Source organism: Pseudomonas sp. RL_5y_Pfl2_73 (assembly GCF_963970515.1).
Taxonomy (GTDB): domain Bacteria; phylum Pseudomonadota; class Gammaproteobacteria; order Pseudomonadales; family Pseudomonadaceae; genus Aquipseudomonas.
In genome coordinates this window covers 1-22,918 of sequence record NZ_CAXAPD010000051.1, presented here as the reverse complement: position 1 = coordinate 22,918, position 22,918 = coordinate 1, and the positions used below count along the sequence as shown (strand labels likewise).

At 60.8% G+C, this 22,918-nt stretch carries 16 protein-coding genes and 1 pseudogene; 15 read left to right on the top strand and 2 right to left on the bottom strand.

What is annotated here, in order from left to right; genetic code table 11:
* On the top strand, positions 1-117 hold a 117-nt coding region (locus AACY42_RS27395), incomplete at its 5' end, for a YbdD/YjiX family protein (protein WP_339481726.1).
* Positions 118-400: 283 nt separating this feature from the next.
* Here the strand turns inward: AACY42_RS27395 and AACY42_RS27390 are convergent.
* Positions 401-2,197: a methyl-accepting chemotaxis protein gene (locus AACY42_RS27390; RefSeq protein WP_339483603.1), complete on the bottom strand. Its 1,797-nt coding sequence runs from the start codon at positions 2,195-2,197 to the stop codon at positions 401-403.
* A 249-nt stretch (positions 2,198-2,446) separates the two neighbouring features.
* On the opposite strand from AACY42_RS27390, the gene AACY42_RS27385 reads away from it, so the two are divergent.
* From AACY42_RS27385 to AACY42_RS27375, 3 genes are all read left to right on the top strand, one after another.
* On the top strand, positions 2,447-2,713 hold the full coding sequence (locus AACY42_RS27385) for a DUF4212 domain-containing protein (RefSeq protein ID WP_339483601.1): 267 nt from the start codon (positions 2,447-2,449) through the stop codon (positions 2,711-2,713).
* 11 nt (positions 2,714-2,724) lie between these two features.
* Entirely contained in the window at positions 2,725-4,494 is a 1,770-nt protein-coding gene (locus AACY42_RS27380; protein WP_339483599.1) for a sodium:solute symporter family protein, read from the top strand.
* A 236-nt stretch (positions 4,495-4,730) separates the two neighbouring features.
* A complete protein-coding gene (locus tag AACY42_RS27375) occupies positions 4,731-6,764 on the top strand; it encodes a TonB-dependent siderophore receptor (protein ID WP_445261572.1) in 2,034 nt (677 codons plus the stop codon).
* Between the two features lie 205 nt (positions 6,765-6,969).
* Here AACY42_RS27375 and AACY42_RS27370 read toward each other — a convergent pair.
* Positions 6,970-7,080: pseudogene (locus tag AACY42_RS27370) on the bottom strand (LLM class flavin-dependent oxidoreductase); the annotation flags it as partial.
* A 472-nt stretch (positions 7,081-7,552) separates the two neighbouring features.
* Between AACY42_RS27370 and AACY42_RS27365 the strand changes: the two are divergent.
* The 11 genes from AACY42_RS27365 to AACY42_RS27315 all read left to right on the top strand — a co-directional run bounded on the left by AACY42_RS27365 (position 7,553) and on the right by AACY42_RS27315 (position 22,824).
* The gene (locus AACY42_RS27365) at positions 7,553-8,962 is read left to right on the top strand and encodes a circularly permuted type 2 ATP-grasp protein (protein ID WP_339483597.1); all 1,410 of its coding nucleotides are present in this window, start codon (positions 7,553-7,555) and stop codon (positions 8,960-8,962) included.
* Positions 8,963-8,965: 3 nt separating this feature from the next.
* A complete protein-coding gene (locus tag AACY42_RS27360) occupies positions 8,966-9,916 on the top strand; it encodes an alpha-E domain-containing protein (RefSeq protein ID WP_003201699.1) in 951 nt (316 codons plus the stop codon).
* Positions 9,913-10,710, top strand: a complete 798-nt coding sequence (locus AACY42_RS27355; RefSeq protein WP_339483596.1) for a transglutaminase family protein — start codon at positions 9,913-9,915, stop codon at positions 10,708-10,710. Before AACY42_RS27360 ends, AACY42_RS27355 begins: the two co-directional genes overlap by 4 nt.
* A gap of 224 nt (positions 10,711-10,934) precedes the next feature.
* On the top strand, positions 10,935-11,432 hold the full coding sequence (locus AACY42_RS27350) for a GNAT family N-acetyltransferase (protein ID WP_339483595.1): 498 nt from the start codon (positions 10,935-10,937) through the stop codon (positions 11,430-11,432).
* A 99-nt stretch (positions 11,433-11,531) separates the two neighbouring features.
* On the top strand, positions 11,532-12,026 hold the full coding sequence (locus tag AACY42_RS27345; protein WP_339483594.1) for a hypothetical protein: 495 nt from the start codon (positions 11,532-11,534) through the stop codon (positions 12,024-12,026).
* A gap of 92 nt (positions 12,027-12,118) precedes the next feature.
* Entirely contained in the window at positions 12,119-12,790 is a 672-nt protein-coding gene (locus tag AACY42_RS27340; protein ID WP_339483593.1) for a DUF3313 domain-containing protein, read from the top strand.
* 246 nt (positions 12,791-13,036) lie between these two features.
* Positions 13,037-13,537: a thiol peroxidase gene (tpx, locus tag AACY42_RS27335; protein ID WP_339483592.1), complete on the top strand. Its 501-nt coding sequence runs from the start codon at positions 13,037-13,039 to the stop codon at positions 13,535-13,537.
* Positions 13,538-13,714: 177 nt separating this feature from the next.
* Positions 13,715-15,031, top strand: coding sequence for an MdtA/MuxA family multidrug efflux RND transporter periplasmic adaptor subunit (locus AACY42_RS27330; RefSeq protein ID WP_339483591.1), 1,317 nt, complete (start codon positions 13,715-13,717; stop codon positions 15,029-15,031).
* Complete coding sequence (locus tag AACY42_RS27325; RefSeq protein ID WP_339483589.1) at positions 15,028-18,123, top strand: MdtB/MuxB family multidrug efflux RND transporter permease subunit; 3,096 nt, start codon at positions 15,028-15,030, stop codon at positions 18,121-18,123. Before AACY42_RS27330 ends, AACY42_RS27325 begins: the two co-directional genes overlap by 4 nt.
* A gap of 118 nt (positions 18,124-18,241) precedes the next feature.
* Entirely contained in the window at positions 18,242-21,346 is a 3,105-nt protein-coding gene (locus AACY42_RS27320; RefSeq protein ID WP_339483587.1) for an efflux RND transporter permease subunit, read from the top strand.
* Complete coding sequence (locus AACY42_RS27315; RefSeq protein WP_339483586.1) at positions 21,343-22,824, top strand: efflux transporter outer membrane subunit; 1,482 nt, start codon at positions 21,343-21,345, stop codon at positions 22,822-22,824. The genes AACY42_RS27320 and AACY42_RS27315 overlap by 4 nt, the downstream gene beginning before the upstream one ends.
* Positions 22,825-22,918 lie beyond the last annotated feature (94 nt).

Sequence of the window (22,918 nt, the reverse complement as noted above, 5' to 3'; positions counted from 1 at the left end):
TACGTCGAGCACATGCAAACCAAGCACCCGGACAAACCGCTGATGGACTACGAGGCGTTCTTTCGCGAACGCCAGGAGGCTCGTTACGGTGGCAAGGGTGGGCCCAAGTGCTGTTGAGTTGAGGTAGTCTCAAACCCCATGTGGGAGCGGGCTTGTTCGCGAAGGCGTCGGGTCAGTCACCATTGATGTGGCTGACACACCGCCTTCGCGAGCAAGCCCGCTCCCACAGTTGTTTTTGGGGTGGTCTCAAGATGTGCACACACCACAGAACCCTGTGGGAGCGAGCCTGCTCGCGATAACGAAGTGTCAGTTAATGATGACGGCGACGGACCCGACGCCATCGCGAGCAAGCTCCCATATTGTTTTAGGGGGGGATCTCAGGAATCGTGCGAGCGCACCCTCATTCCGCCAACAACACCGCCGCATCGAAGCCCACCCGCAAGTTGCCCCAATGACGGCCGCCGAAGAAGAACGGTACGTCGATCTCGGTCATGATTTCCCCGGTATCGCGCAGGTAGGTCTGGAGCAGGAAGCGCTGGACGTTGCCCGCCGCACGCAGGCCGATTGGGTCGTTGAAGATTCGCTTGTTGCGGCACACTGGCAAATCCACCGCTCGGTCGCCGGTCGGCGGCTTCGAGACCCAGCTGTTGTTCACCGGGCAATAGCCCTTGCTGTCGACGATGAACGAAACCTTGCCACCCGGCGTGCTGCGGGTGAGTTTATCGCAGGCTTCCTGGCAGACCTGGGCAAAGCGTTCGGTGTAGCTGGCCGTGTACTGCTTGGGATCGGTGCCGGGAATCAGCTGGTAATTCTGATCGAACAGGTTCAGGCCTTCACCTTGCAGCGCCTCCAGGCGTACCTGCAGCGTGTCGCGACATTCACTGGTCCGGGTGATGGCGGCATCCAACTTGCCATGGCCGAGCACGAAGCGACCCAACAGCGCCTGGACCTTTTCGGCCACGCCGGACAGGTCGCGGGTGGCTGTCGCCGAATGCTGCATACGCTGGTCGATCAACTGGCTGTCGGCGTGGATCTGGGTGACCCGGTCGTTGATCCCCGTGTTGCTGTCGGCGAACTGCTGGATATGGGTCGCGATGTCCGCCAGCTTGCCGTTGGTGGATTCGAAGTCGCCGATCATGCTTTCAAAGTGGCCGGAGGCGCGCTCTACTACTTTCTGGGTTTCCCGGGCGCTGTGACTGATCTGGGTGGTCTGCTCGTGGGTGGAGCTGACTTCATCGAGCATGGCGTCGATGTTGCGTGAGATGTCATCGGTGGCCCGGCTGACGTTTTGTGCCAGGGTCCGCACCTCATCGGCAACCACCGCGAAGCCGCGGCCGCTTTCGCCGGCCCGGGCGGCTTCGATGGCGGCATTGAGGGCCAGCAGGTTGGTTTGGGCAGAGATCTGCTGGATCAACCCGACAATCGACTTGATGCTCGAGGAGCGCTGGTTCAAGGCGCTCACCAGCGTGGCAAATTCACCGAGGCTGCTAGAGATTTCGCTGATGTTGCCGGTTACTTCCAGCAGCTCGCTGTAGGAGTCGCGGGCCATGCTCAGGTTCTGGGCGGTGGTGCTGGAGATGCCCTGGGTCTGGCGCGAGACTTCTTCGATGCGGCCCACGGCGGTGTTGCTCTGGTCCATGACTTCCTTGGCGAAGCGGGCCTGGTGGGTGGCACTGTCGCTGGAATCGCTGATGTTCTTCAACGAACGGGCCGATTCGACGGCGATGTGCACCGTCAGTGCCTGGACGTTGCTGATGATCTCCCGCTGCTTGGCCAGGAACCGGTTGCAAGTGCCGGCCAGCACGCGGATCTCGTCGTGAGTTACCAGCGGCAGGTCCTTGGACAGGTCGCCTTCGCCGTTGGCGATCTCTTCCAGGGCCTTGGTCATGGCGGTGACGGGGCGCACGATCAGGTGGCGCAAATACCAGACCATGAAGCTGATCATGCACAGCGTCAGGAGCGCGCCGAAGAGCAGGGCATGGGTGAGGCTGTCGAGCCGGCCTTCGATCTGCCCCAGCAAGGCGCTGTCCAACTGTGCGTTGCGCAACTGCAGCACGATCTCGGTGCGAGCGCTGAGGGCCACCCAATACAGCAAGCCACTGACCAGCACCAACAGGAAAAGGCTCGACAGTTTTTTGGTGAGGGTACCGAAAAACCGCATCTCGATAGACTCGTACAAGGCCTTCAACGTCTGCATGCCGCTGCTCCTGGGCAAAAAAATCTCTCAATGGAATACATTCGACCGCGAGCGGCAAAGCTTTAGGGGAGGATAGGGCGATTTGACATCACTCTGGGGATTCTGCCGTTCATCAACCCTTCCAAGATGATGGGATAGAGATGTCAATACTGCTGGAGCAGATTAGACGAAAGTCGTACTGGCGCCTTGCCCAGTGACTGCTACGGTTTGGGGTGCAAAACAATAAAAACAAAACGGGAGGACACCTCCATGTCCACTGAAAAGAAACAGGCTGCGCGTGCCTACTGGACGGAAAACCTACGCTGGATGCTGATGCTGCTGGCAATCTGGTTCTTGGTGTCGTTCGGATTCGGCATTTTGCTGGTTGATTCACTCAATACCATCAGCTTCTTCGGTACCCCGCTGGGGTTCTGGTTTGCCCAGCAGGGCTCCATCTATGTCTTTGTGCTCGAGATTTTCTTCTATGTCTGGAAGATGAATCAGCTCGATCGCAAATATGACGTTCACGAAGACTGAGGCCGACGAACATGGACACTCAAACCCTGATCTATTTGTTCGTCGGAGCGTCCTTTGCGCTCTACATCGGGATCGCCATCTGGACGCGTGCCGGCTCGACCAGTGAGTACTACATCGCGAGCAAGGGCGTGCATCCGGTGCTGAACGGGATGGCCACCGGCGCTGACTGGATGTCGGCGGCTTCGTTCATTTCCATGGCGGGCATTATCGCTTTCGCAGGTTATGACGGCTCGGTCTACCTGATGGGCTGGACCGGCGGCTACGTGCTCCTGGCCATGTGCCTGGCGCCGTACTTGCGAAAATTCGGCAAATTCACCGTGCCGGAGTTCGTCGGAGCGCGTTATTACTCCCAGGCCGCGCGGATGGTGGCGGTGATCTGCGTGATTTTCATCTCCTTTACCTACGTGGCGGGACAGATGCGCGGCGTGGGTATCGTCTTTTCTCGTTACCTGGAAGTCGATATCAACACAGGCGTCATGATCGGCATGGCCATCGTGTTCTTTTACTCAGTGCTCGGTGGTATGAAAGGCATCACCTACACCCAGGTGGCGCAATATTGCGTGATGATTTTTGCCTACATGGTGCCGGCCATTTATATCTCGATATTGATCACCGGTAATCCGATTCCGCAACTGGGCTTTATCAGCGAAGTGGCCAGTACGGGGCAGAGCGTGATCGAGCGGCTCAACGGCCTGGGGGCCGAGCTGGGTTTCACCGCCTATACCAATGGCACCAAATCGACCATAGATGTGTTTTTCATCACCATGGCGCTGATGGTCGGTACTGCGGGCCTGCCCCATGTGATCGTGCGTTTCTTTACCACGCCGACCGTGCGTGATGCCCGCAAGTCCGCAGGCTTTGCCTTGTTGTTCATTGCTATTCTCTACACCACCGCACCGGCCGTTGCTGCCTTTGCTCGCACCAATTTGCTGACCTCCATTCCCAACGTCAGTTACGCCACCGCGCCGAGCTGGCTTAAAACCTGGGAAAACTCGGGCCTTATTGCCTGGGCGGACAAGAACAACGACGGCATCATCCAGTATGGCCCGGGGGCGGCTTTGGTCGGTGCGCCGAGCTTCACTGGCGAGCGAGGGGCATATGAGCAGCGGTTGCTGAACAACCAGGTCTCGCCAGTGGCCAACGAACTCTATGTCGATAACGACATCATGGTGTTGGCCAACCCCGAAATTGCCGGCTTGCCGGGTTGGGTCATCGCATTGATCGCCGCCGGTGGGCTGGCGGCGGCGCTTTCGACGGCGGCGGGGCTGTTGCTGGTGATCTCTACTTCGATCTCTCATGATTTGCTCAAGAGCAACATCATGCCCAGGATCAATGAGAAGCAGGAATTGCTCGCTGCACGTATCGCCGCCGGCGTGGCGGTATTGATTGCCGGGCTGTTCGGCATCTATCCACCCGCGTTCGTCGCCCAGGTGGTTGCGTTCGCCTTCGGGTTGGCGGCGTCCTCATTCTTCCCGGTCATTGTCATGGGGATTTTCTCCAAGCGCATGAACCGTGAAGGTGCGATCGCCGGGATGATCGTCGGACTGACGTTCACATTTACCTACATCGTCTACTTCAAATTCATCAACCCGACGATGAACACTGCCGAGCATTGGTGGTTGGGTGTTTCCCCTGAAGGCATCGGTACGCTGGGGATGCTCTTCAACTTCGCGGCTGCTCTGGTGGTGTCACGCTTCACCGCACCGCCACCGGAGCACATCCAACACCTGGTCGAAGACATTCGCGTGCCGAGAGGCGCCGGTGCTGCCATCGATCACTGACCCACCCAAGCTGAGAGAGAGGAACAAACAAGGGCGCCGGACTCATCTTCCGGCGCCCTTGTTTGCATACAGAGTCAAGCGGCGAGATGTTATAAATATTTACTGGGAATCATTCTCAAAGTATATTCGCTCTCATTCCTGTTCCACTGTGAGTGCGCGTCTTGAATCGTTCCACCCCTCTCGCCTACCGAAATACCTTCGTCAAATGTGTTTTACCCGCGTTGTCCTGCTGTTTTATGGCAAGCCCCCTGAGGGCACAGGACACTCTGGAGTTGCCCACCACCAACGTGCAGGTCAGTCGGATCATTCAGGACGAGGGCTACACGACGTCGCAAGCCAGCACGGCGAGCAAGGGTGATGTACCGATCAAGGAAGAAGCGCAATCGATCAACGTGGTGACCCAGCAGACCTTGGACGACTATCAGGTGCGCTCGCTGAGCGACGCGATGAAGTTCGTCAGCGGTGTCAGCCAGGGCAACACCCTGGGCGGTTCGCGGGACTCGCTGGTCAAGCGTGGTTTTGGTACCAACGACGACGGCTCGATCCTGCGCGACGGTGTGCGTTCGAACCTGGGGCACAACTTCAGCGCCACCACCGAGCGCGTCGAAGTGCTCAAGGGCCCGGCCTCGATGCTGTACGGCGCACTGGAGCCCGGCGGCCTGGTCAACGTCATCAGCAAGAAACCGCAATACACCCAAAGCACCACGTTGAGCGGTTCGGCCTACAGCGAAGGCGGCGGCACCATGGCCCTGGACACCACCGGGCCGCTGGGCGATACCGGCCTGGCCTATCGCTTGATTGCCGAGCGCGGCCACGAGGACTACTGGCGCAACTATGGCGTCAATGAGAGCACGCTGGTGGCGCCGTCCCTGGCTTGGACGGGGGAGCGGGCTTCTTTGAACCTCAGTTATGAGTACAACGAATATTCCAATCCGTTTGATCGGGGGACGGTGTTCAGGAACGGGCATCCAGCTGATATTGACTACAACAAGCGCCTGGATGAACCGTGGGCCAAGAGTGTGGGAATTCGGGAGACGGCCACCGCTCGATTCGAGTATCAATTGAGTGAAACGTGGAAAACTCGTGTGACCTACGGGTGGAACAACGACCGATACAGTCTTTCGATTGCCCAGCCGCAGCTTTTGAACGGAGTTTTCCTGCGTGCCGCCAACGGCGCGCACTATGACGATGAAACCCGCTATGCCAGTTGGGATTTCATGGGTAAGCAGGAGCTGTTCGGTCAGCGCCATGATCTGCTGGTTGGTATCGATAATCAGGTGTCAGATCAGTTTCGTGGCAAAACCTATCGCGGCGTTTATCAATCAGGCTTTGACCCTGCGGCACCGGTGTACGGTGGCCTGGGGGAGCCGAGCAGGTTGGATGCGCCGCAAAGCAACTTGAGCAACAAACTGACCTCCAGCTCGGTTTACTTGAAGGACAATTGGCATCTGGATGATCGCTGGATCTTGGTCTTCGGTGGCCGCTACCAGCATTATGATCAATACACCACGCAGGGGGTTGTCTCGGCCCCGGCGGTTCGCGATGACAATGGCGACACCTTCGTTCCGTTCCTGGGACTGGTCTATAAGGCCACCGAGACCCTGTCGCTGTACGGCAACTACAGCCGGTCGTTCAAGCCTAATGATGTGGTCGACAAGGACAGGCGCACTTTTAAACCGGAGGAGGGTCGCAGCTACGAAGTCGGCGCCAAGTACGATCCGCTGCCGGGATTGAACATCAATCTCGCCTTGTTCGACATCGTTAAAAAGAATGTAGTGACCGTCACTGACGACATTGCACAAGCCGCCGGCAAAGTCGGCTCCCAAGGCCTGGAACTCGACATCACCGGCCGCCTCGCCGACCGCTGGAACCTGATCGGCACCTACGCCTACACCCACACGGAAATCCTCGACGATCCGGATGACGAAGGCCATCGCCTGGCCAACGCCCCCAAACACACCGCAAGCCTATACCTGAGCCACCACCTGAACGTGCCTGCCGAATTCGGTGCCTGGCACGCCGGTGCCGGCGCGCGTTATGTCGGCGAACGCGCTGCCAACAACGCCAATGATTTCTGGCTCAGCAGCTACACCGTCGCCGATGCCTTCCTGCGCTGGGAGTCGCCGGTGCTGGGGCACAAGACTTCACTGCAGTTGAACGTCGACAACCTGTTCGACAAGCAGTACTACCCGTCCTCCACGGGCAGCGAGGTGCAGGTCAACGTCGGCGAGCCGCGTACCGCCAGGCTGAGCGCCAGCGTGACGTTCTGATCCATCCCGAAAACAAAATGCCCGGACCTTGAAGTCCGGGCATTTTTTTGGGCATCACCTTCGCATTCCGGCCGTCATCGCGAGCAAGCTGGCTCCCACATTGGCGGGCCGTTGCCTGTCTATTTGTGTTCACCATAAAACCCTGTGGGAGCCAGCCTGCTCGCGATGACGGTAGAACTGACCCTGGCAATTCCAGGCCGGCGGATCACCGAAGAGCCGGCACCACCTGCTGGATAAACAACTCCAGGGATTCTCTTTTTTCGGCGTGGGGCAGGCTGTTGTCGCACCAGAACCTGAACTCGTCCACCCCGAAGTCCGGAGTGTCAGCTATGGTTGGGCTAACTCCTGCGTTTTAGCGCTGGGTATAAATTTCCCCTTTTCAGGGCGTTCGACGCTGGCTCCTCGCCTGGCTGCACCGATTCGACCCGTTCGTGGCGTCGACGCCGGAAATGGCAATAAACGTTTCAGCCGCCAAACAGAATTTCGTCGCAAAATCGAAAATAAATTTCGCTTTTTTGTCGTTATGCGACAGTTTTTCCAGTATTGCCTCGATGCACCGCACTTAGGCACAGCCCTTGCTACGACTCCAGGACGAAAGAGCCAGCGAGGGGGGATTCGATACATAGGTAAACAGGGGGCGCACGTCATCCAGACGCAAAGGCCTGATCAGAGACCCATTGCCTAACGAGGTACTCAGAGAACCAGGGCTCATAAAAAAGGCAAGGCCGTACTGAGTGGAATGACGACGTAATAAGAAATGCCGTGTAGAACGCGGCTGGGAGTTGGCTATGCCCCACGCTTTTTTTAATGAAATGTATGACGCCCAGGGTGACTGCCGCCCGCATTACCAAGCCTTCTCACGCTGGCTGGCGGATACACCGCTTGAACTGCTTGAACAACGCCGCCGTGAAGCTGACCTGCTGTTCCATCGCGCCGGTATCACTTTTACCCTCTATGGGGATGAGCAGGGCACCGAACGGTTGATTCCGTTCGACATCATCCCGCGCAGCATCAAGGCCAGCGAATGGCGGATGGTCGAGCGTGGCTGCATTCAGCGGGTCCAGGCCCTGAACATGTTCCTGGCCGACATCTACCATGGGCAACACATCCTCAAGGAAGGGATCATCCCGCCCGAGCAGGTGCTCGCCAACGAGGGTTATCAGATCGCGATGCAGGGCCTGAACCTGCACCGGGGTATTTACGCCCATATCGCCGGTGTCGACCTGGTTCGCGACGGTGACGGCAGCTACTATGTGCTGGAAGACAACCTGCGCACGCCTAGCGGCGTGAGCTACATGCTCGAAGACCGCAAGATGATGATGCGCCTGTTCCCCGAGCTCTTCGCCGCCCAGCGCGTGGCCCCCATCGATCATTACCCGAACCTGCTGCTCGACACCCTCAAGAGCTCCAGTCCCCTCGAGAACCCCACCGCCGTGGTGCTGACCCCGGGGCGCTTCAACAGTGCCTATTTCGAGCACGCGTTCCTGGCCCGTGAAATGGGCGTGGAGCTGGTGGAGGGCGCCGACCTGTTCGTGCGTGACGATCACGTGTACATGCGCACCACTGCCGGACCCCGACAGGTGGACGTGATTTATCGGCGCCTTGACGATGGCTACCTCGACCCGCTGTCGTTCAACCCCGATTCGATGTTGGGCGTGCCCGGGCTGATTGCCGTGTACCGCGCGGGCAATGTGGTGCTGGCGAACGCGGTCGGTACGGGTGTGGCCGATGACAAGTCGATCTACCCCTACGTCGACGAGATGATCCGCTTCTACCTCACCGAAGAGCCGATCCTGAAGAACGTGCCCACCTGGCAGTGTCGCAAGCCCCAGGACCTGTCCCACGTGCTGGCCAACCTGCCGGATCTGGTGGTCAAGGAAACCCAAGGCTCCGGCGGCTACGGCATGCTGGTCGGGCCGGCCGCCAGCGCGGCGCAGATCGAAGATTTTCGCGCACGCCTCAAGGCCCGTCCCGAAGCCTACATCGCCCAGCCGACCTTGAGCCTGTCCACGTGCCCGACCTTTGTCGAGAGCGGCATCGCGCCGCGCCACATCGACCTGCGGCCGTTCGTGCTGTCGGGCAAGGAAACGCGCCTGGTGCCCGGCGGATTGACCCGCGTGGCGCTGCGTGAAGGCTCGCTGGTGGTGAACTCGTCCCAGGGCGGCGGCACCAAAGACACTTGGGTCGTGGAGGACTAAGACATGCTTTCAAGAACTGCTTCGGACCTCTATTGGATGTCCCGCTACCTGGAGCGCGCCGAGAACCTGGCGCGCATGCTCGAAGTCAGCTATTCGTTGTCGTTGATGCCCCAGGCCGGGCGCAGCGATGGCCATGCCGAGCTGGCGATGTCGTTGCTGGCGGCCGGTACGCTGGACGACTACAACGCCCGCTATGACGCGCTCAACACCGAGCGCATGCTGCATTTTTTCGCGCTGGATGAAACCAACCCCGGCAGTATCTACAGCTGCCTGCGGGCCGCGCGGACCAACGCCCATGCCGTGCGCGGGCGCATCACCGCCGACATGTGGGAGAACATCAACGCCACCTGGCTGGAAATGCGCAACATCGCCAGCAACGGCCTGGGACGCTACGGCATCAGCCATTTCTGCGAATGGGTCAAGGAGCGCTCGCACCTGTTCCGTGGCGCGACGTCGGGCACCATCATGCGCAACGATGCCTACTGCTTCATTCGCCTGGGGACCTTTATCGAACGGGCCGACAACACGCTGCGCCTGCTGGACGCCCGCTATGAAATGTTCGGCGAGGAATCGGAGGAGGTCAGCGACAACTCGGCCCGCGGCTACTACCAGTGGAGTGCCTTGTTGCGCGCGTTGTCTTCGTTCGAGGCGTTCAACGAGATCTATCGCAATGCGCCCAATGCCGAGCAGGTTTCCGAGATGTTGCTGTTGCGCGCTGACGTCCCGCGCTCGCTGCATGCCTGTATCGAGGAACTGGACCACATCCTCGCCAGCTTGCCCGGCAACAATGGTCGGCCAGCGCAGCGCCTGGCCGCCGAGCTGAATGCGCGCCTGCGTTATTCGGGGATCGATGAGATCCTGGCGTCGGGCCTGCATCAATGGTTGACCGATTTGATTGGGCAGATCCGCCACTTGGGCCAGACCGTCCATGAGTCTTACCTGGAGGTCGTATGAAACTGTCTATACGCCATGACACGACCTACAGCTACGCCGATGAAGTCTGCACCAGCATCCAGTTCCTGCGTCTGACGCCCCGAGATACTCAGCGCCAGCGCATTTTGGAGTGGCATCTGGAACTGCCGCGACTGGTGCGCAGTCAGCTTGACCCCTATGACAACATCCTGCATGTGATGACCATGGACGAGCCCCATGGCGCCTTGGTCCTGACGGCGTATGGCGAGGTGGAAATCCATCAGTCGATCGCAATGGAGCCGGACAACCAGTCGCCACTGCCATTTTTACGCACCAGCCGTCTCACCCAGGCAGACGACGCCCTCAGTGCCTTCGCCGTCGAGCAATGCGCTGGCCGGCGCGACCGTTCGGCCTTGACCGATTTGATGAACGGCCTGGCGGCGCGGATGCCTTACAGCCCCGGTACGACGGAGGTCAACAGCACCGCCGCCGAGGCGTTTGCTGGCGGGACGGGGGTTTGCCAGGACCACACCCACGCGTTCCTGGCCTGCGCGCGCAGCCTGGGCATTCCTGCGCGCTATGTTTCTGGCTATTTGTGCACCGAAGATGAAAGCCACCTAGCGAGCCACGCCTGGGCGGAAGCCTGGCTGGATGATGGTTGGTACAGCTTCGACGTGACCAACCGCCAGACCCTTCCAGACCGCCACCTGAAACTGGCGGTCGGCCTGGACTACCTCGATGCCTGCCCGGTACGCGGCATGCGCCGGGGCGGCGGAGCGGAGCAGATGCAGGCGAGGGTGCAGGTGAGCTCGATGGTGCAGGTGCAGCACCAATAACGGCACAACCCCTATCGCGAGCAAGCTCCCACAGGAAATCGGCGACCTCGCCATCACCCGGGACCCCATGTGGGAGCGGGCTTGCTCGCGAAGACGGTTGTGCATCCAACATCAGCTCCAACTGACCCACCGCTTTCGCGAGCAAGTCCGTTCCCCAAGGTTCCCCATAGCGCCTGGCACGGCTTATAGTGATCGGCCTTGTCAGGCCTCCAGGGAGGAGCCGCATGTCCGAATCATCAATCACCCTCGTTCGCTTCACTGAAGCCCATATCGCAGGTGTCACCGCGCTCTACAACGATCCGGCGGTGACTCGCCAGGTGCTGCAGATGCCTTTCCAGTCCACCGAAATCTGGCGCAAGCGCCTGGTAATGGACGACGAACGCGCGTTGAAGCTGGTGGCCCTGCACGAGGGTAAAGTCATCGGCAACTTGGGGCTGGAGCAATTCTCGCGCGTGCGTCGTGCCCATTGCGCCAGCCTCGGCATGGGTGTGGCTGTCGCCTGGCAGGGCAAGGGCGTCGGCTCGATGCTGCTGGCCGCCGCGCTGGATGTCGCGGACAACTGGATGAACCTGCGGCGGGTCGAGTTGACGGTGTGCTTCGACAATGAAGCGGCCATCGGGCTGTATCGCAAGTTCGGCTTCGAAACCGAAGGCCTGATGCGCGACTATGCTGTGCGTGACGGTTGTTGGGTGGACACGCTGGCGATGGCGCGGTTGCGCTGAAGGATCCAGAGCGCAGGCAAAGAAGGCTTTTACGTACGCCAACGTCTTGAACCTGTCATCATCGTGCTTCGTAGTACTCCCTTAATCGAGGACCGGCCCATGGACGATGTACAGCAATTGGGCGAGATGCTTCGTCACTACGCCGACAGCGAAGCGCACAAGAAACAACTGCACCAGGCCCAGTCGGCGGTTTGGGCAGAGCAGATCAAGGCGTTGTACGAGCAAATCGAGCAATGGCTGGCACCCGTAATGGCGCTCGGCCTGCTGGAGTTGAGCCGTGAGACGTATGTGGCGCACGGGCCGAGCGCTCCGCTAGAGACGTCCGCTTTCAAGACTGAAAAACTGACCTTGACCATTACTGGTAGACCGGTGGAATTCGTACCGGAGGTGATGGGTGTAGGTGGGCTGATCTCTTTGTCGATCATGGGCCTGGCCGCGACCCGTCACGGCAGCATCTCCCTGGTTTGCCAACCACCATCGGTGCAATGGCAATGGCGCCGGACCAACGGGTTGAAGGACCCTGACACGTTTGCTTTCGACGCCAACTTCCTCGCACAACAGCTGCAGAGCCTGATACCGCGCGAGCGCGGCTGAATCACGCATTCCTTTCAGAACAGGCAAAAACCAGCCCATTGGCTATACCTGTAGTTCCGGCCCCGCCTCGTGTGGCTTACAGGAGTGACAACATGAAGTTTTCGTCAATGATCGGCACTGTTTGCATTGCCTCGCTCGCCTTGGTGGGTTGTTCCAGCAAAGTCACCCAGCCGGATGAGTACTCCGGGTTCCTGGGTGATTACAGTCGGCTCAAGGAAGAGAAGTCGCCGTCGGGGGCCGAGGTGATGCGTTGGGTCGATCCGAAGATTGATCCGGGCAAGTACACCAGTCTATATATCGAGCCGACGCAGCTTTATCCCAAGCCGCAGCCGACCGTGAAGATCCCCCAGGCCACGCTGTCGGGTATCACCGCCTATTACGATCAGGCCCTCAAGCGGGAAGCGGGAAAATCCTTGCCCCTGGCGACAGCTCCGGGACCGGGTGTATTGGTGATCCGTGCGGCCATCACGGCTGTCAGCAGCAAGACCGAAGGCTTGAAACCTTATGAGGTGATCCCGATTGCGCTGGTGGCGGCCGCTGTCAGCACGGCCAGTGGCATGCGCGACCAGGAAACCACCCTGGGCACCGAAGCGGTTTTTCTCGACGGTGGCAACAACGCGGTGGTCGCCCAGGTGGTGCGCAAAGGCACCGGCAAACCGTTGTCCAACGAGTCCCAGGTCATGAAGCCCAATGACGTCACAGGGGTCATCGATGGCTGGGCGTCGGATTTGCATCAGTCGTTTCTGAAATTCAAGGCTAAATAGCCTCGAATATCCCTATGGGAACTGCGTAGGAGCATGTAGGAGCTGTCGAGTGCAACGAGGCTGCGATCTTTCCAAAGACACTTGAATCTCAAGCGAAAGATCAAAAGATCAAAAGATCGCAGGCTTCGCCAGCTCCTACACAGGATGCCGACACCATGTCTTTTTATGTCCAGCGGTAGGTCGCGCAAGCATTTCGTGGTTAACTCCGGCCTCACCATTTTCAAACCTGCCAGAAGGAATTCGTTCATGGCTCAAGTCACCCTCAAAGGCAACCCGGTCCAAGTCAACGGCCAGTTGCCACAAGCCGATTCCAAGGCGCCAGCCTTTTCCCTGGTTGCCGGCAATCTGTCGGACGTTTCCCTGAAAGACTTCGCCGGCAAGCGCAAAGTGCTGAACATTTTTCCAAGTGTCGACACGCCAACCTGCGCCACCTCCGTGCGCAAGTTCAATGCCCAGGCCGCCGACCTGAGCAACACGGTGGTGCTGTGCATCTCCGCCGACCTGCCGTTTGCCCAGGCGCGTTTCTGCGGTGCCGAAGGCCTGGAAAACGTCCAGAACCTGTCGACCCTGCGCGGTGCCGAGTTCATGCAGGACTACGGCGTGGCGATCGCAGATGGCCCACTGAAAGGCCTGACCGCCCGTGCCGTGGTGGTACTGGACGAAAACGACATGGTGCTGCACAGCGAACTGGTCAAGGAAATCGGTGAAGAACCGAACTACGACGCTGCGCTGGCCGTTCTGAAATAAGGTATTTATTACAATTGTTAACGGCCTGGCCCTGTCCAGGCCGTTTTCTTTTGTGCTTCAAGGTGTTAGCCGATTATGTGCCAGGTAAGCCCAAGGTAAATTGCCGGTAAAGGCGCTTTGCTAAACAGTCGTCAGTGCTTATCGTTCAGCCTCCCGTAAAAGAAGTCCACGCGCCCAATGGTTGATCACTCCATGCAATCCTCTGTTTCCCGCAATTCCCGTCGCTGGCTGCTCGGCCTGTTCACCGTATTGGTCGTCGCCGCGCTGGCCTGGAAGTTCTGGCCCAGTGACTCGGTGCAGAAGCCCGGGGCTGGGGAGAAAGCAGCAGCCGGGCACGTGGGCCGCTCGGGAAGCATGCGGCCAGGGTTCGGTGGAGCGACGGGGGCGATCCCGGTTCGGGTGGCGGCGGCGATGACCGGGGATTTCCCGCTGTACTTCAAGGCGCTGGGCACTGTCACGGCGCTCAATACCATCAACGTGCGCAGCCGCGTGGGTGGCGAACTGGTCAAGATCGCCTTCGAAGAAGGGCAAATGGTCAAGGCCGGGGACTTGCTGGCCGAGATCGACCCGCGTCCGTACCAGAACGCCTTGCTCCAGGCCGAAGGCACGTTGCTGCAGAACCGGGCCCAGCTGAAAAATGCCCAGGTAGACTTTGAGCGGTATCGCGGCCTGTATGCCGAAGACAGTATCGCCAAGCAGACCCTCGACACCGCCGCGGCGCTGGTGGGCCAATATCAGGGCACGGTCAAGACCAACCAGGCGTCGGTCAACGACGCCAAGCTCAACCTCGAATTCACTAAGATCCGCGCCCCCATCTCCGGGCGGGTCGGCTTGCGGCAACTGGATGTCGGCAACCTGGTGGCGGCCAACGACACCACGGCCTTGGCGGTCATCACCCAGACTCACCCCATCAGCGTCGTGTTCACCTTGCCGGAAAACAACCTCGACACGGTGCTCGCCCGTTATCGCAGCGGGGCGAAACTGCCCGTCGAAGCCTGGGATCGGGGCGATGTGAAACTGCAGGCCAGTGGCGTGCTGCAAAGCCTGGACAACCAAATCGATCTCACCACCGGCACCTTGAAGTTCAAGGCTCGCTACGAGAACCGCGACCAGTCGCTGTTCCCCAACCAGTTCGTCAATGTCCGGCTGCTGGCCGATACCCTTGAAGGTGTGACCCTGGTGCCGACGGCGGCCATCCAGTTCGGCACCAATGGCACCTTCGTCTATGCCCTGGATGGCGACAAGAAGGTCACCCTCAAAAAGCTGAAGATCGGCGCCAGCGACGGTGCGAATACCGTAGTCACCGAAGGGCTGGCCGCCGGTGACCGGGTGGTGCTCGAGGGCACCGACCGCTTGAAGGAAGGCAGTGAAGTGCAAGTGGTCGGCGACAGCGGGGAAGTGCCCACCACGCCGACCGAGCACCTGCAGGGCAAGTCCGCAGTGGTGCCCACTGAGCCGGTCGCGCTCGACAAGGCGAAAAAGGGCGGCGCATGAATCTCTCGCGGCTGTTCATCCTTCGCCCGGTCGCCACCACCCTGAGCATGCTGGCGATCATCCTGGCCGGCCTGATCGCCTATCGGCTGCTGCCGGTGTCGGCATTGCCCCAGGTCGACTACCCGACCATCCGTGTGATGACCCTGTACCCGGGCGCCAGTCCCGATGTGATGACCAGCGCGGTGACCGCGCCCCTGGAGCGCCAGTTCGGACAGATGCCGGGCTTGACGCAGATGGCCTCCACCAGTTCCGGTGGCGCGTCGGTGATTACCCTGCGCTTCAACCTCGACATCAACATGGACGTCGCCGAGCAGCAGGTGCAGGCCGCGATCAATGGGGCCACCAACCTGCTGCCCAAGGACCTGCCGGCGCCGCCGGTGTACAACAAGGTCAACCCGGCCGACACCCCGGTGCTGACCCTGGCTATCACCTCCAAGACCATGCTGTTGCCCAAGCTCAACGACTTGGTGGACACCCGCATGGCGCAGAAGATCGCCCAGATCAGCGGCGTCGGCATGGTCACTATCGCCGGTGGCCAGCGCCAGGCCGTGCGAATCAAGGTCAACCCCGAGGCTCTGGCGGCCAACGGCCTGAACCTGGCGGATGTGCGCACGCTGATTGGGGCTTCCAACGTCAACCAGCCCAAGGGCAACTTCGACGGCCCGACCCGGGTCTCGATGCTCGACGCCAACGACCAGCTGACCTCGCCCAAGGACTACGCCGAACTGATCCTGGCCTACGCCAACGGCGCGCCGTTGCGGCTCAAGGACGTGGCACAGATCGTCGACGGCGCCGAAAACGAACGCCTTGCCGCCTGGGCCAACGAAAACCAGGCCGTGCTGCTGAACATCCAGCGCCAGCCGGGGGCCAATGTCATCGAAGTCGTGGACCGGATCAAGGCCCTGCTGCCGAGCATCACCGACAACTTGCCGGCCGGACTGGATGTCACCGTACTGACCGACCGCACCCAGACCATCCGTGCGTCAGTCACCGACGTGCAGTATGAATTGCTGATCGCCATCGCCCTGGTGGTCATGGTCACGTTCCTGTTCCTGCGTCGCGTCAGCGCCACGATCATCCCCTCGGTGGCCGTGCCGTTGTCGCTGATCGGCACCTTCGGCGTGATGTACCTGGCGGGTTTCTCCATCAACAACTTGACGCTGATGGCCCTGACGATTGCCACCGGTTTCGTGGTGGACGATGCCATCGTCATGCTGGAGAACATCGCTCGCTTCATCGAGGAGGGCGACAGTCCGCTACAGGCCGCACTCAAGGGCGCGAAGCAGATCGGTTTCACGCTGATTTCCCTGACGCTGTCGCTGATCGCCGTGCTGATCCCGCTGCTGTTCATGGCTGACGTGGTCGGACGCTTGTTTCGCGAGTTCGCCATCACCCTGGCGGTGGCGATCCTGATTTCCCTGGTGGTGTCCCTGACCCTGACGCCGATGATGTGCGCCCGCTTGCTCAAGCGTGAGCCCAAGGAAGCAGAACAGGGCCGTTTCTACCGCGTCAGCGGCGCCTGGATCGACTGGTTGATCGCCGCCTACGGACGCAAGTTGCAGTGGGTGCTCAAGCATCAGCCACTGACCCTGCTGGTGGCGGTGGGCAGCCTGGTGCTGACGGTGGTGCTGTACCTGGCCGTGCCCAAGGGGTTCTTTCCGGTGCAGGACACCGGCGTGATCCAGGGCATTTCCGAGGCGCCGCAATCGATCTCCTTTGCCGCCATGAGCGAGCGCCAGCAGCAACTGGCGAAAGTGATCCTGGCGGACCCGGCGGTGCAGAGCCTGTCGTCGTACATTGGTGTGGACGGCGACAATGCCACGCTCAACAGCGGTCGCCTGCTGATCAACCTCAAGCCCCACAGTGAGCGGGATGACAGCGCCACCGAGATCATTGCTCGCTTGCAGCCGCAACTGGATCGGCTGGTGGGCATTCGCCTGTTCATGCAGCCGGTGCAGGACCTGACCATCGAAGACCGGGTCAGCCGAACCCAATACCAGTTCAGCCTGTCGTCGCCGGACGCCGAATTGCTCAGCCTCTGGAGCGGGCGCTTGGTCGAAGCCCTGGCCCAACAGGCGGCGCTGACCGATGTGGCCAGCGACCTGCAGGACAAGGGCCTGCAGGTCTACCTGATGATCGACCGCGACGCAGCCTCACGCCTGGGCGTCTCGGTGTCGAACATCACCGATGCGCTGTATGACGCCTTCGGCCAGCGGCAGATATCCACCATCTACACCCAGGCCAGCCAGTACCGCGTGGTGCTGCAGGCCCAGGCCGGGGAGAGGATCGGGCCGCAGGCGCTGGACCAGATTCACGTCAAGACCAGCGACGGTGGGCAGGTGCGGCTGTCGAGTCTGGCTCGGGTCGAAGAACGCCAGGCACAACTGGCGATTGCCCACATAGGCCAGTTCCCAGCGGTGATGATGTCGTTCAACCTTGCACCGGGCGTGGCCCTGGGGCACGCGGTGGAGGTGATCGAAAAGGTCCAGCAGGACATCGGCATGCCGGTGGGCGTGCAGACCGAGTTCCAGGGCGCGGCCCAGGCATTCCAGGCGTCGTTGTCGAGTACATTGCTGCTGATCCTGGCGGCGGTGGTGACCATGTACATCGTCCTGGGCGTGCTGTACGAAAGCTACATCCACCCGATCACCATTCTTTCCACCTTGCCCTCGGCGGCCATTGGTGCCTTGCTGGCCTTGATCCTCAGTGGCAATGACCTGGGCATGATCGCGATCATCGGCATCATTCTGCTGATCGGCATCGTCAAGAAAAACGCGATCATGATGATCGACTTCGCCCTCGACGCCGAACGCAACCAGGGCGTGGACCCGCAGACGGCGATCTATCAGGCTGCATTGCTGCGCTTGCGCCCGATCCTGATGACCACCCTGGCAGCCTTGTTCGGTGCAATACCGCTGATGTTCGCCACCGGCTCCGGTGCCGAACTGCGCCAGCCCCTGGGCTTGGTGATGGTAGGGGGGTTGCTGGTGAGCCAGGTATTGACGTTGTTCACCACCCCGGTGATCTACCTGTATTTCGATCGACTGGGACGCCGGTTTGCCAGGCCGGACGGGCAAGAGGTGCGGGCATGACGGCGGCGCCCGGCATCCTGGGACAGTGCTTTTCGTGGCGAGGGCGCTTGCTCCCACATGGCGGGGATAAACCCCCTCGCCACAATAGCCTGCTCATTGAAGTCCGGAGTGGCTGTCAATGAACCTCTCCGGCCCCTTCATCCGCCGCCCCGTAGCGACCATGCTCCTGAGCTTCGCCATCATGCTGCTCGGTGGCGTGAGCTTCGGCCTGCTGCCGGTTGCGCCGCTGCCGCAAATGGATTTTCCGGTGATCGTGGTCCAGGCCAACCTGCCAGGGGCCAGCCCCGAGGTGATGGCTTCGACGGTGGCTACGCCCCTGGAGCGTTCCTTCGGCGCCATCGCCGGGGTCAACACCATGAGCAGCCGCTCCAGCCAAGGCTCTACGCGCGTCATCCTGCAATTTGACCTGGACCGTGACATCAACGGTGCCGCCCGGGAAGTGCAGGCGGCCATCAATGCCTCGCGCAACCTGTTGCCCAGTGGCATGCGCAGCATGCCGACCTATAAGAAGGTCAACCCGTCCCAGGCGCCGATCATGGTGCTGTCGCTGACCTCGGACGTGTTGAAAAAAGGTCAGCTCTACGACCTGGCCTCGACCATCCTGTCCCAGAGCCTGTCCCAGGTGTCGGGCGTTGGCGAGGTGCAGATCGGCGGCAGCTCCTTACCGGCGGTGCGCATCGAACTGGAGCCGCATCTGCTCAACCAGTACGGCGTGGCCCTCGATGACGTGCGCACCGCGGTTGCCGACAGTAACGTGCGCCGGCCCAAGGGATCGGTGGAGGACGACCAGCGCATGTGGCAGGTCCAGGCCAACGATCAACTGGAGAAGGCCGAGGACTACGAAACGCTGATCATCCGTTACCAGGATGGCTCGGTACTGCGGCTCAAGGACGTGGCGAAAGTCACTGACAGCGTTGAGGATCGCTACAACAGTGGCTTTTTCAACAACGATGCCGCCGTGTTGCTGGTGATCAACCGCCAGGCCGGGGCCAACATCATCGAGACGGTCAACGAGATCAAAGCGCAACTGCCGGCGTTGCAGGCCGTGTTGCCGGCCAGCGTCAAATTGAACCTGGCCATGGACCGCTCGCCGGTCATCAAGGCCACCCTGCATGAAGCGGAAATGACCTTGCTGATCGCCGTGGCCCTGGTGGTGCTGGTGGTGTTCCTGTTCCTCGGCAACTTCCGCGCCTCGTTGATCCCGACCCTGGCCGTCCCGGTGTCGCTGGTGGGCACATTCGCGGTGATGTACCTCTACGGCTTTTCCCTGAACAACCTGTCATTGATGGCGTTGATCCTGGCGACGGGGCTGGTGGTGGACGACGCGATTGTGGTGCTGGAAAACATATCCCGGCACATCGACGAAGGCGTGCCGCCGATGAAGGCGGCCTACCAGGGGGCCGAAGAAGTCGGCTTTACGCTATTGGCGATGAACGCCTCGCTGGTGGTGGTGTTCCTGTCGATCCTGTTCATGGGTGGAATCATCGAGAGCCTGTTTCGCGAATTTTCCATCACCCTGGCGGCGTCCATCGTGGTTTCGCTGGTGGTCTCGCTGACCCTCACGCCGATGCTTTGCGCCCGCTGGCTCAAGCCTCACGTGCCAGCGCAGGAAAACCGCCTGCAGCGTTGGAGCCGGCGAGTCAATGAACGGATGGTCCATGGTTACGCCACCAGCCTGGACTGGGTGCTGCGCCATCGACGCCTGACCTTGCTGAGCCTGCTGGTGACCATCGGCGTGAACGTTGCGCTGTATGTGGTGGTGCCGAAAACCTTCATGCCGCAGCAAGACACCGGTCAGTTGATCGGTTTTGTGCGTGGCGACGACGGGCTGTCGTTCAACGTGATGCAGCCGAAGATGGAAATCTTCCGCCGCGCCGTGCTCAAGGACGAGGCGGTGCAAAGCGTCGCCGGTTTCATCGGTGGCAACAACGGTACCAACAACGCCTTCATGCTGGTGCGTCTCAAGCCGATCAAGGAACGTAATATTTCTGCACAAAAGGTCATCGAACGCCTGCGTAAAGAAATGCCCAAGGTCCCCGGCGCTCAGTTGATGTTAATGGCCGACCAGGACCTGCAGTTCGGTGGCGGTCGCGAGCAGACCACCTCGCAGTATGCCTACATCCTGCAAAGCGCCGACCTGGCGTCGCTGCGCACGTGGTATCCCAAAGTGGTGGCTGCCTTCCGGGCCTTGCCGGAACTGACCGCCATCGATGCCCGCGACGGTGGTGGGGCGCAGCAGGTGACGCTGGTGGTGGACCGCGATCAGGCCAAGCGCCTGGGCATCGACATGGACATGGTTACCGCGGTGCTCAACAACGCCTACAGCCAGCGGCAGATATCGACCATCTACGACAGCCTCAACCAGTACCAGGTGGTGATGGAGGTCAATCCCAAGTACGCCCAGGACCCGAGTACCCTCGAGCAGGTCCAGGTGATCACCGCCGATGGCGCGCGCGTACCGCTGTCGGCCATCGCCCACTACGAGAACAGCCTGGAGGACGACCGGGTCAGCCATGAAGGCCAGTTCGCGTCCGAGGGCATTTCCTTCGACATGGCCGAAGGTGTCACGGTGGAGCAGGGCACTGCGGCCATCGAGCGTGCGCTTGCCAAGCTTGGTATGCCCGAGGATGTCATCGTGAAAATGGCCGGCACCGCCGATGCGTTCGCCGCCACCCAGAAAAGCCAGCCGTTCATGATCCTCGGGGCGTTGCTGGCGGTGTACCTGGTGTTGGGTGTGTTGTATGAAAGCTACATCCATCCGTTGACCATCCTGTCCACCTTGCCATCGGCCGGCGTTGGCGCGTTGCTGTCGATCTATGCGCTGGGTGGCGAGTTCAGCCTGATCTCGCTGTTGGGGCTGTTCCTGCTGATCGGCGTGGTGAAAAAAAACGCCATCCTGATGATCGACCTGGCGCTGCAACTGGAGCGTGCCGGGCAGACGCCGCTGGAGTCGATCCGCAGCGCTTGCCTGCTGCGGTTGCGGCCAATCCTGATGACCACGCTGGCGGCGATCCTTGGCGCCTTGCCGCTGTTGCTCGGCGCTGCCGAGGGCTCGGAAATGCGCCAGCCACTGGGCCTGACCATCATCGGAGGGTTGGTGTTCAGCCAGGTACTGACGCTCTACACCACCCCAGTGGTTTACCTTTATCTCGACAAGCTGCGCCATCGCTTCAATCGCTGGCGCGGCGTGCGCACTGATGCTGCCCTGGAAACTCCGCTATGACCGACCGTTCGCCTTTCAATCTTGCCGCAACGCTGGCGGCCGCCCGTGGCTCGCGGGTGCTGAGCCTGGCGCTGTGCGTGGCGATGCTCAGCGCCTGCGCCGTCGGCCCGGATTATCAACGTCCCCAGGCTGCCGCCCCGGTGCAATACAAGGAGGCCCAGGGCTGGCGTCAGGCCAACCCTAGCGATGCGATGGCCAGAGGCGCCTGGTGGGAGCTGTACGGCGATGCGCAACTCAATAGCCTGGTGGACCAGCTCAATGCGTCCAACCAGACCGTCGCCCAGGCCGACGCCCAGTACCGGCAGGCCCGGGCGCTGGTGCGCAACGCCCGTGGCGCATTTTTTCCCACCGTGGACTTGAGCGTTGGCAAAACACGTTCCAGCCAGGGCACTGGTAGTAGCAGTTCGAGCTTGAGCAGTTCGTCCAGCGGCATTCGCGACACCTACAGCGCCCAGGCCGGTGTCAGTTGGGAGGCGGACGTGTGGGGTAAGTTGCGCCGCACCCTGGAAGCCGACGAGGCGAGCGCCCAAACCAGTTTTGCCGACTTGGCGGCGATGCGCCTGAGCCAGCAATCGGAACTGCTGCAGAATTACTTGCAATTGCGGGTGATCGATGAACAGAAACGCCTATTGCAGACCACCGTCGACAACTATCAGCGTTCCCTGAAAGTGACCGAAAACCAGTACCGCGCAGGGGTGTCCGGCAAGGACGCGGTGGCACAGGCGCAGAACCAGCTCAAGACCACCCAGGGCGACCTGATCGACCTGATCTGGCAACGGGCCCAATTTGAAAACGCCATCGCCGTGCTGATCGGCCTGCCGCCGGCCGAGTTCAACCTGGCCGAGACTCAGGACATCCCGTCGCTGCCGCAGATCCCGGTAGCGCTGCCGGCGCAGCTGCTCGAGCGTCGGCCGGATATCGCCTCGGCAGAACGCTCGGTGATGGCCGCCAACGCCAAGATCGGGGTCGCCAAGGCCGCGTATTACCCGGACCTGACCCTCAGCCTCAGTGGCGGCTACAGCAGCAGTACCTACGACAACTGGGTGAGCGTGCCGAACCGCTTCTGGTCGGTCGGTCCACAATTGGCGATGACATTGTTCGATGGCGGCCAGCGTTCGGCAGAAGTCGACCGTACTGTCGCGGCGTATGACCAGGCCGTCGCCACCTATCGCCAGACCGTGCTCGACGGCTTGCGCGAGGTGGAAAACTACATGATCCAGCTCAAGGTGCTGGAAGACGAAGCCCGCGTACGCCAGGAAGCCCTGGACGCCGCCCGGGAATCCCTGCGCCTGACGCAGAACCAGTACAAGGCTGGGTTGATTGCCTACCTCGACGTGGTCAGCGTCCAGGCCACCGCGCTGAGCAACGAACGCAGTGTGCTGAGCCTGCAGCAGAGCCGCTTGGTCGCCAGTGTACAGTTGATTACCGCATTGGGTGGGGGGTGGGATGGGCAGTTGCAGGCGCAAGAGAAGCCCTGATCATTGTGACGGGGGTAAGTGGGAGCAAGGCCCCCGCGAAACAGGCAGCTCTATTCTTGAAAGACCGCATTGCCTTCATCGCGGGCAAGCCTTG

Coding starts and splice junctions, on each gene's coding strand:
- AACY42_RS27315 (WP_339483586.1), top strand. CDS start 21,343: ATGACCGACCGTTCGCCTTTCAATCTTGCCGCAACGCTGGCGGCCGCC.
- AACY42_RS27385 (WP_339483601.1), top strand. CDS start 2,447: ATGTCCACTGAAAAGAAACAGGCTGCGCGTGCCTACTGGACGGAAAAC.
- AACY42_RS27390 (WP_339483603.1), bottom strand. CDS start 2,197: ATGCAGACGTTGAAGGCCTTGTACGAGTCTATCGAGATGCGGTTTTTC.
- tpx (WP_339483592.1), top strand. CDS start 13,037: ATGGCTCAAGTCACCCTCAAAGGCAACCCGGTCCAAGTCAACGGCCAG.
- AACY42_RS27360 (WP_003201699.1), top strand. CDS start 8,966: ATGCTTTCAAGAACTGCTTCGGACCTCTATTGGATGTCCCGCTACCTG.
- AACY42_RS27325 (WP_339483589.1), top strand. CDS start 15,028: ATGAATCTCTCGCGGCTGTTCATCCTTCGCCCGGTCGCCACCACCCTG.
- AACY42_RS27375 (WP_445261572.1), top strand. CDS start 4,731: ATGGCAAGCCCCCTGAGGGCACAGGACACTCTGGAGTTGCCCACCACC.
- AACY42_RS27345 (WP_339483594.1), top strand. CDS start 11,532: ATGGACGATGTACAGCAATTGGGCGAGATGCTTCGTCACTACGCCGAC.
- AACY42_RS27350 (WP_339483595.1), top strand. CDS start 10,935: ATGTCCGAATCATCAATCACCCTCGTTCGCTTCACTGAAGCCCATATC.
- AACY42_RS27340 (WP_339483593.1), top strand. CDS start 12,119: ATGAAGTTTTCGTCAATGATCGGCACTGTTTGCATTGCCTCGCTCGCC.
- AACY42_RS27380 (WP_339483599.1), top strand. CDS start 2,725: ATGGACACTCAAACCCTGATCTATTTGTTCGTCGGAGCGTCCTTTGCG.
- AACY42_RS27355 (WP_339483596.1), top strand. CDS start 9,913: ATGAAACTGTCTATACGCCATGACACGACCTACAGCTACGCCGATGAA.
- AACY42_RS27330 (WP_339483591.1), top strand. CDS start 13,715: ATGGTTGATCACTCCATGCAATCCTCTGTTTCCCGCAATTCCCGTCGC.
- AACY42_RS27320 (WP_339483587.1), top strand. CDS start 18,242: ATGAACCTCTCCGGCCCCTTCATCCGCCGCCCCGTAGCGACCATGCTC.
- AACY42_RS27365 (WP_339483597.1), top strand. CDS start 7,553: ATGCCCCACGCTTTTTTTAATGAAATGTATGACGCCCAGGGTGACTGC.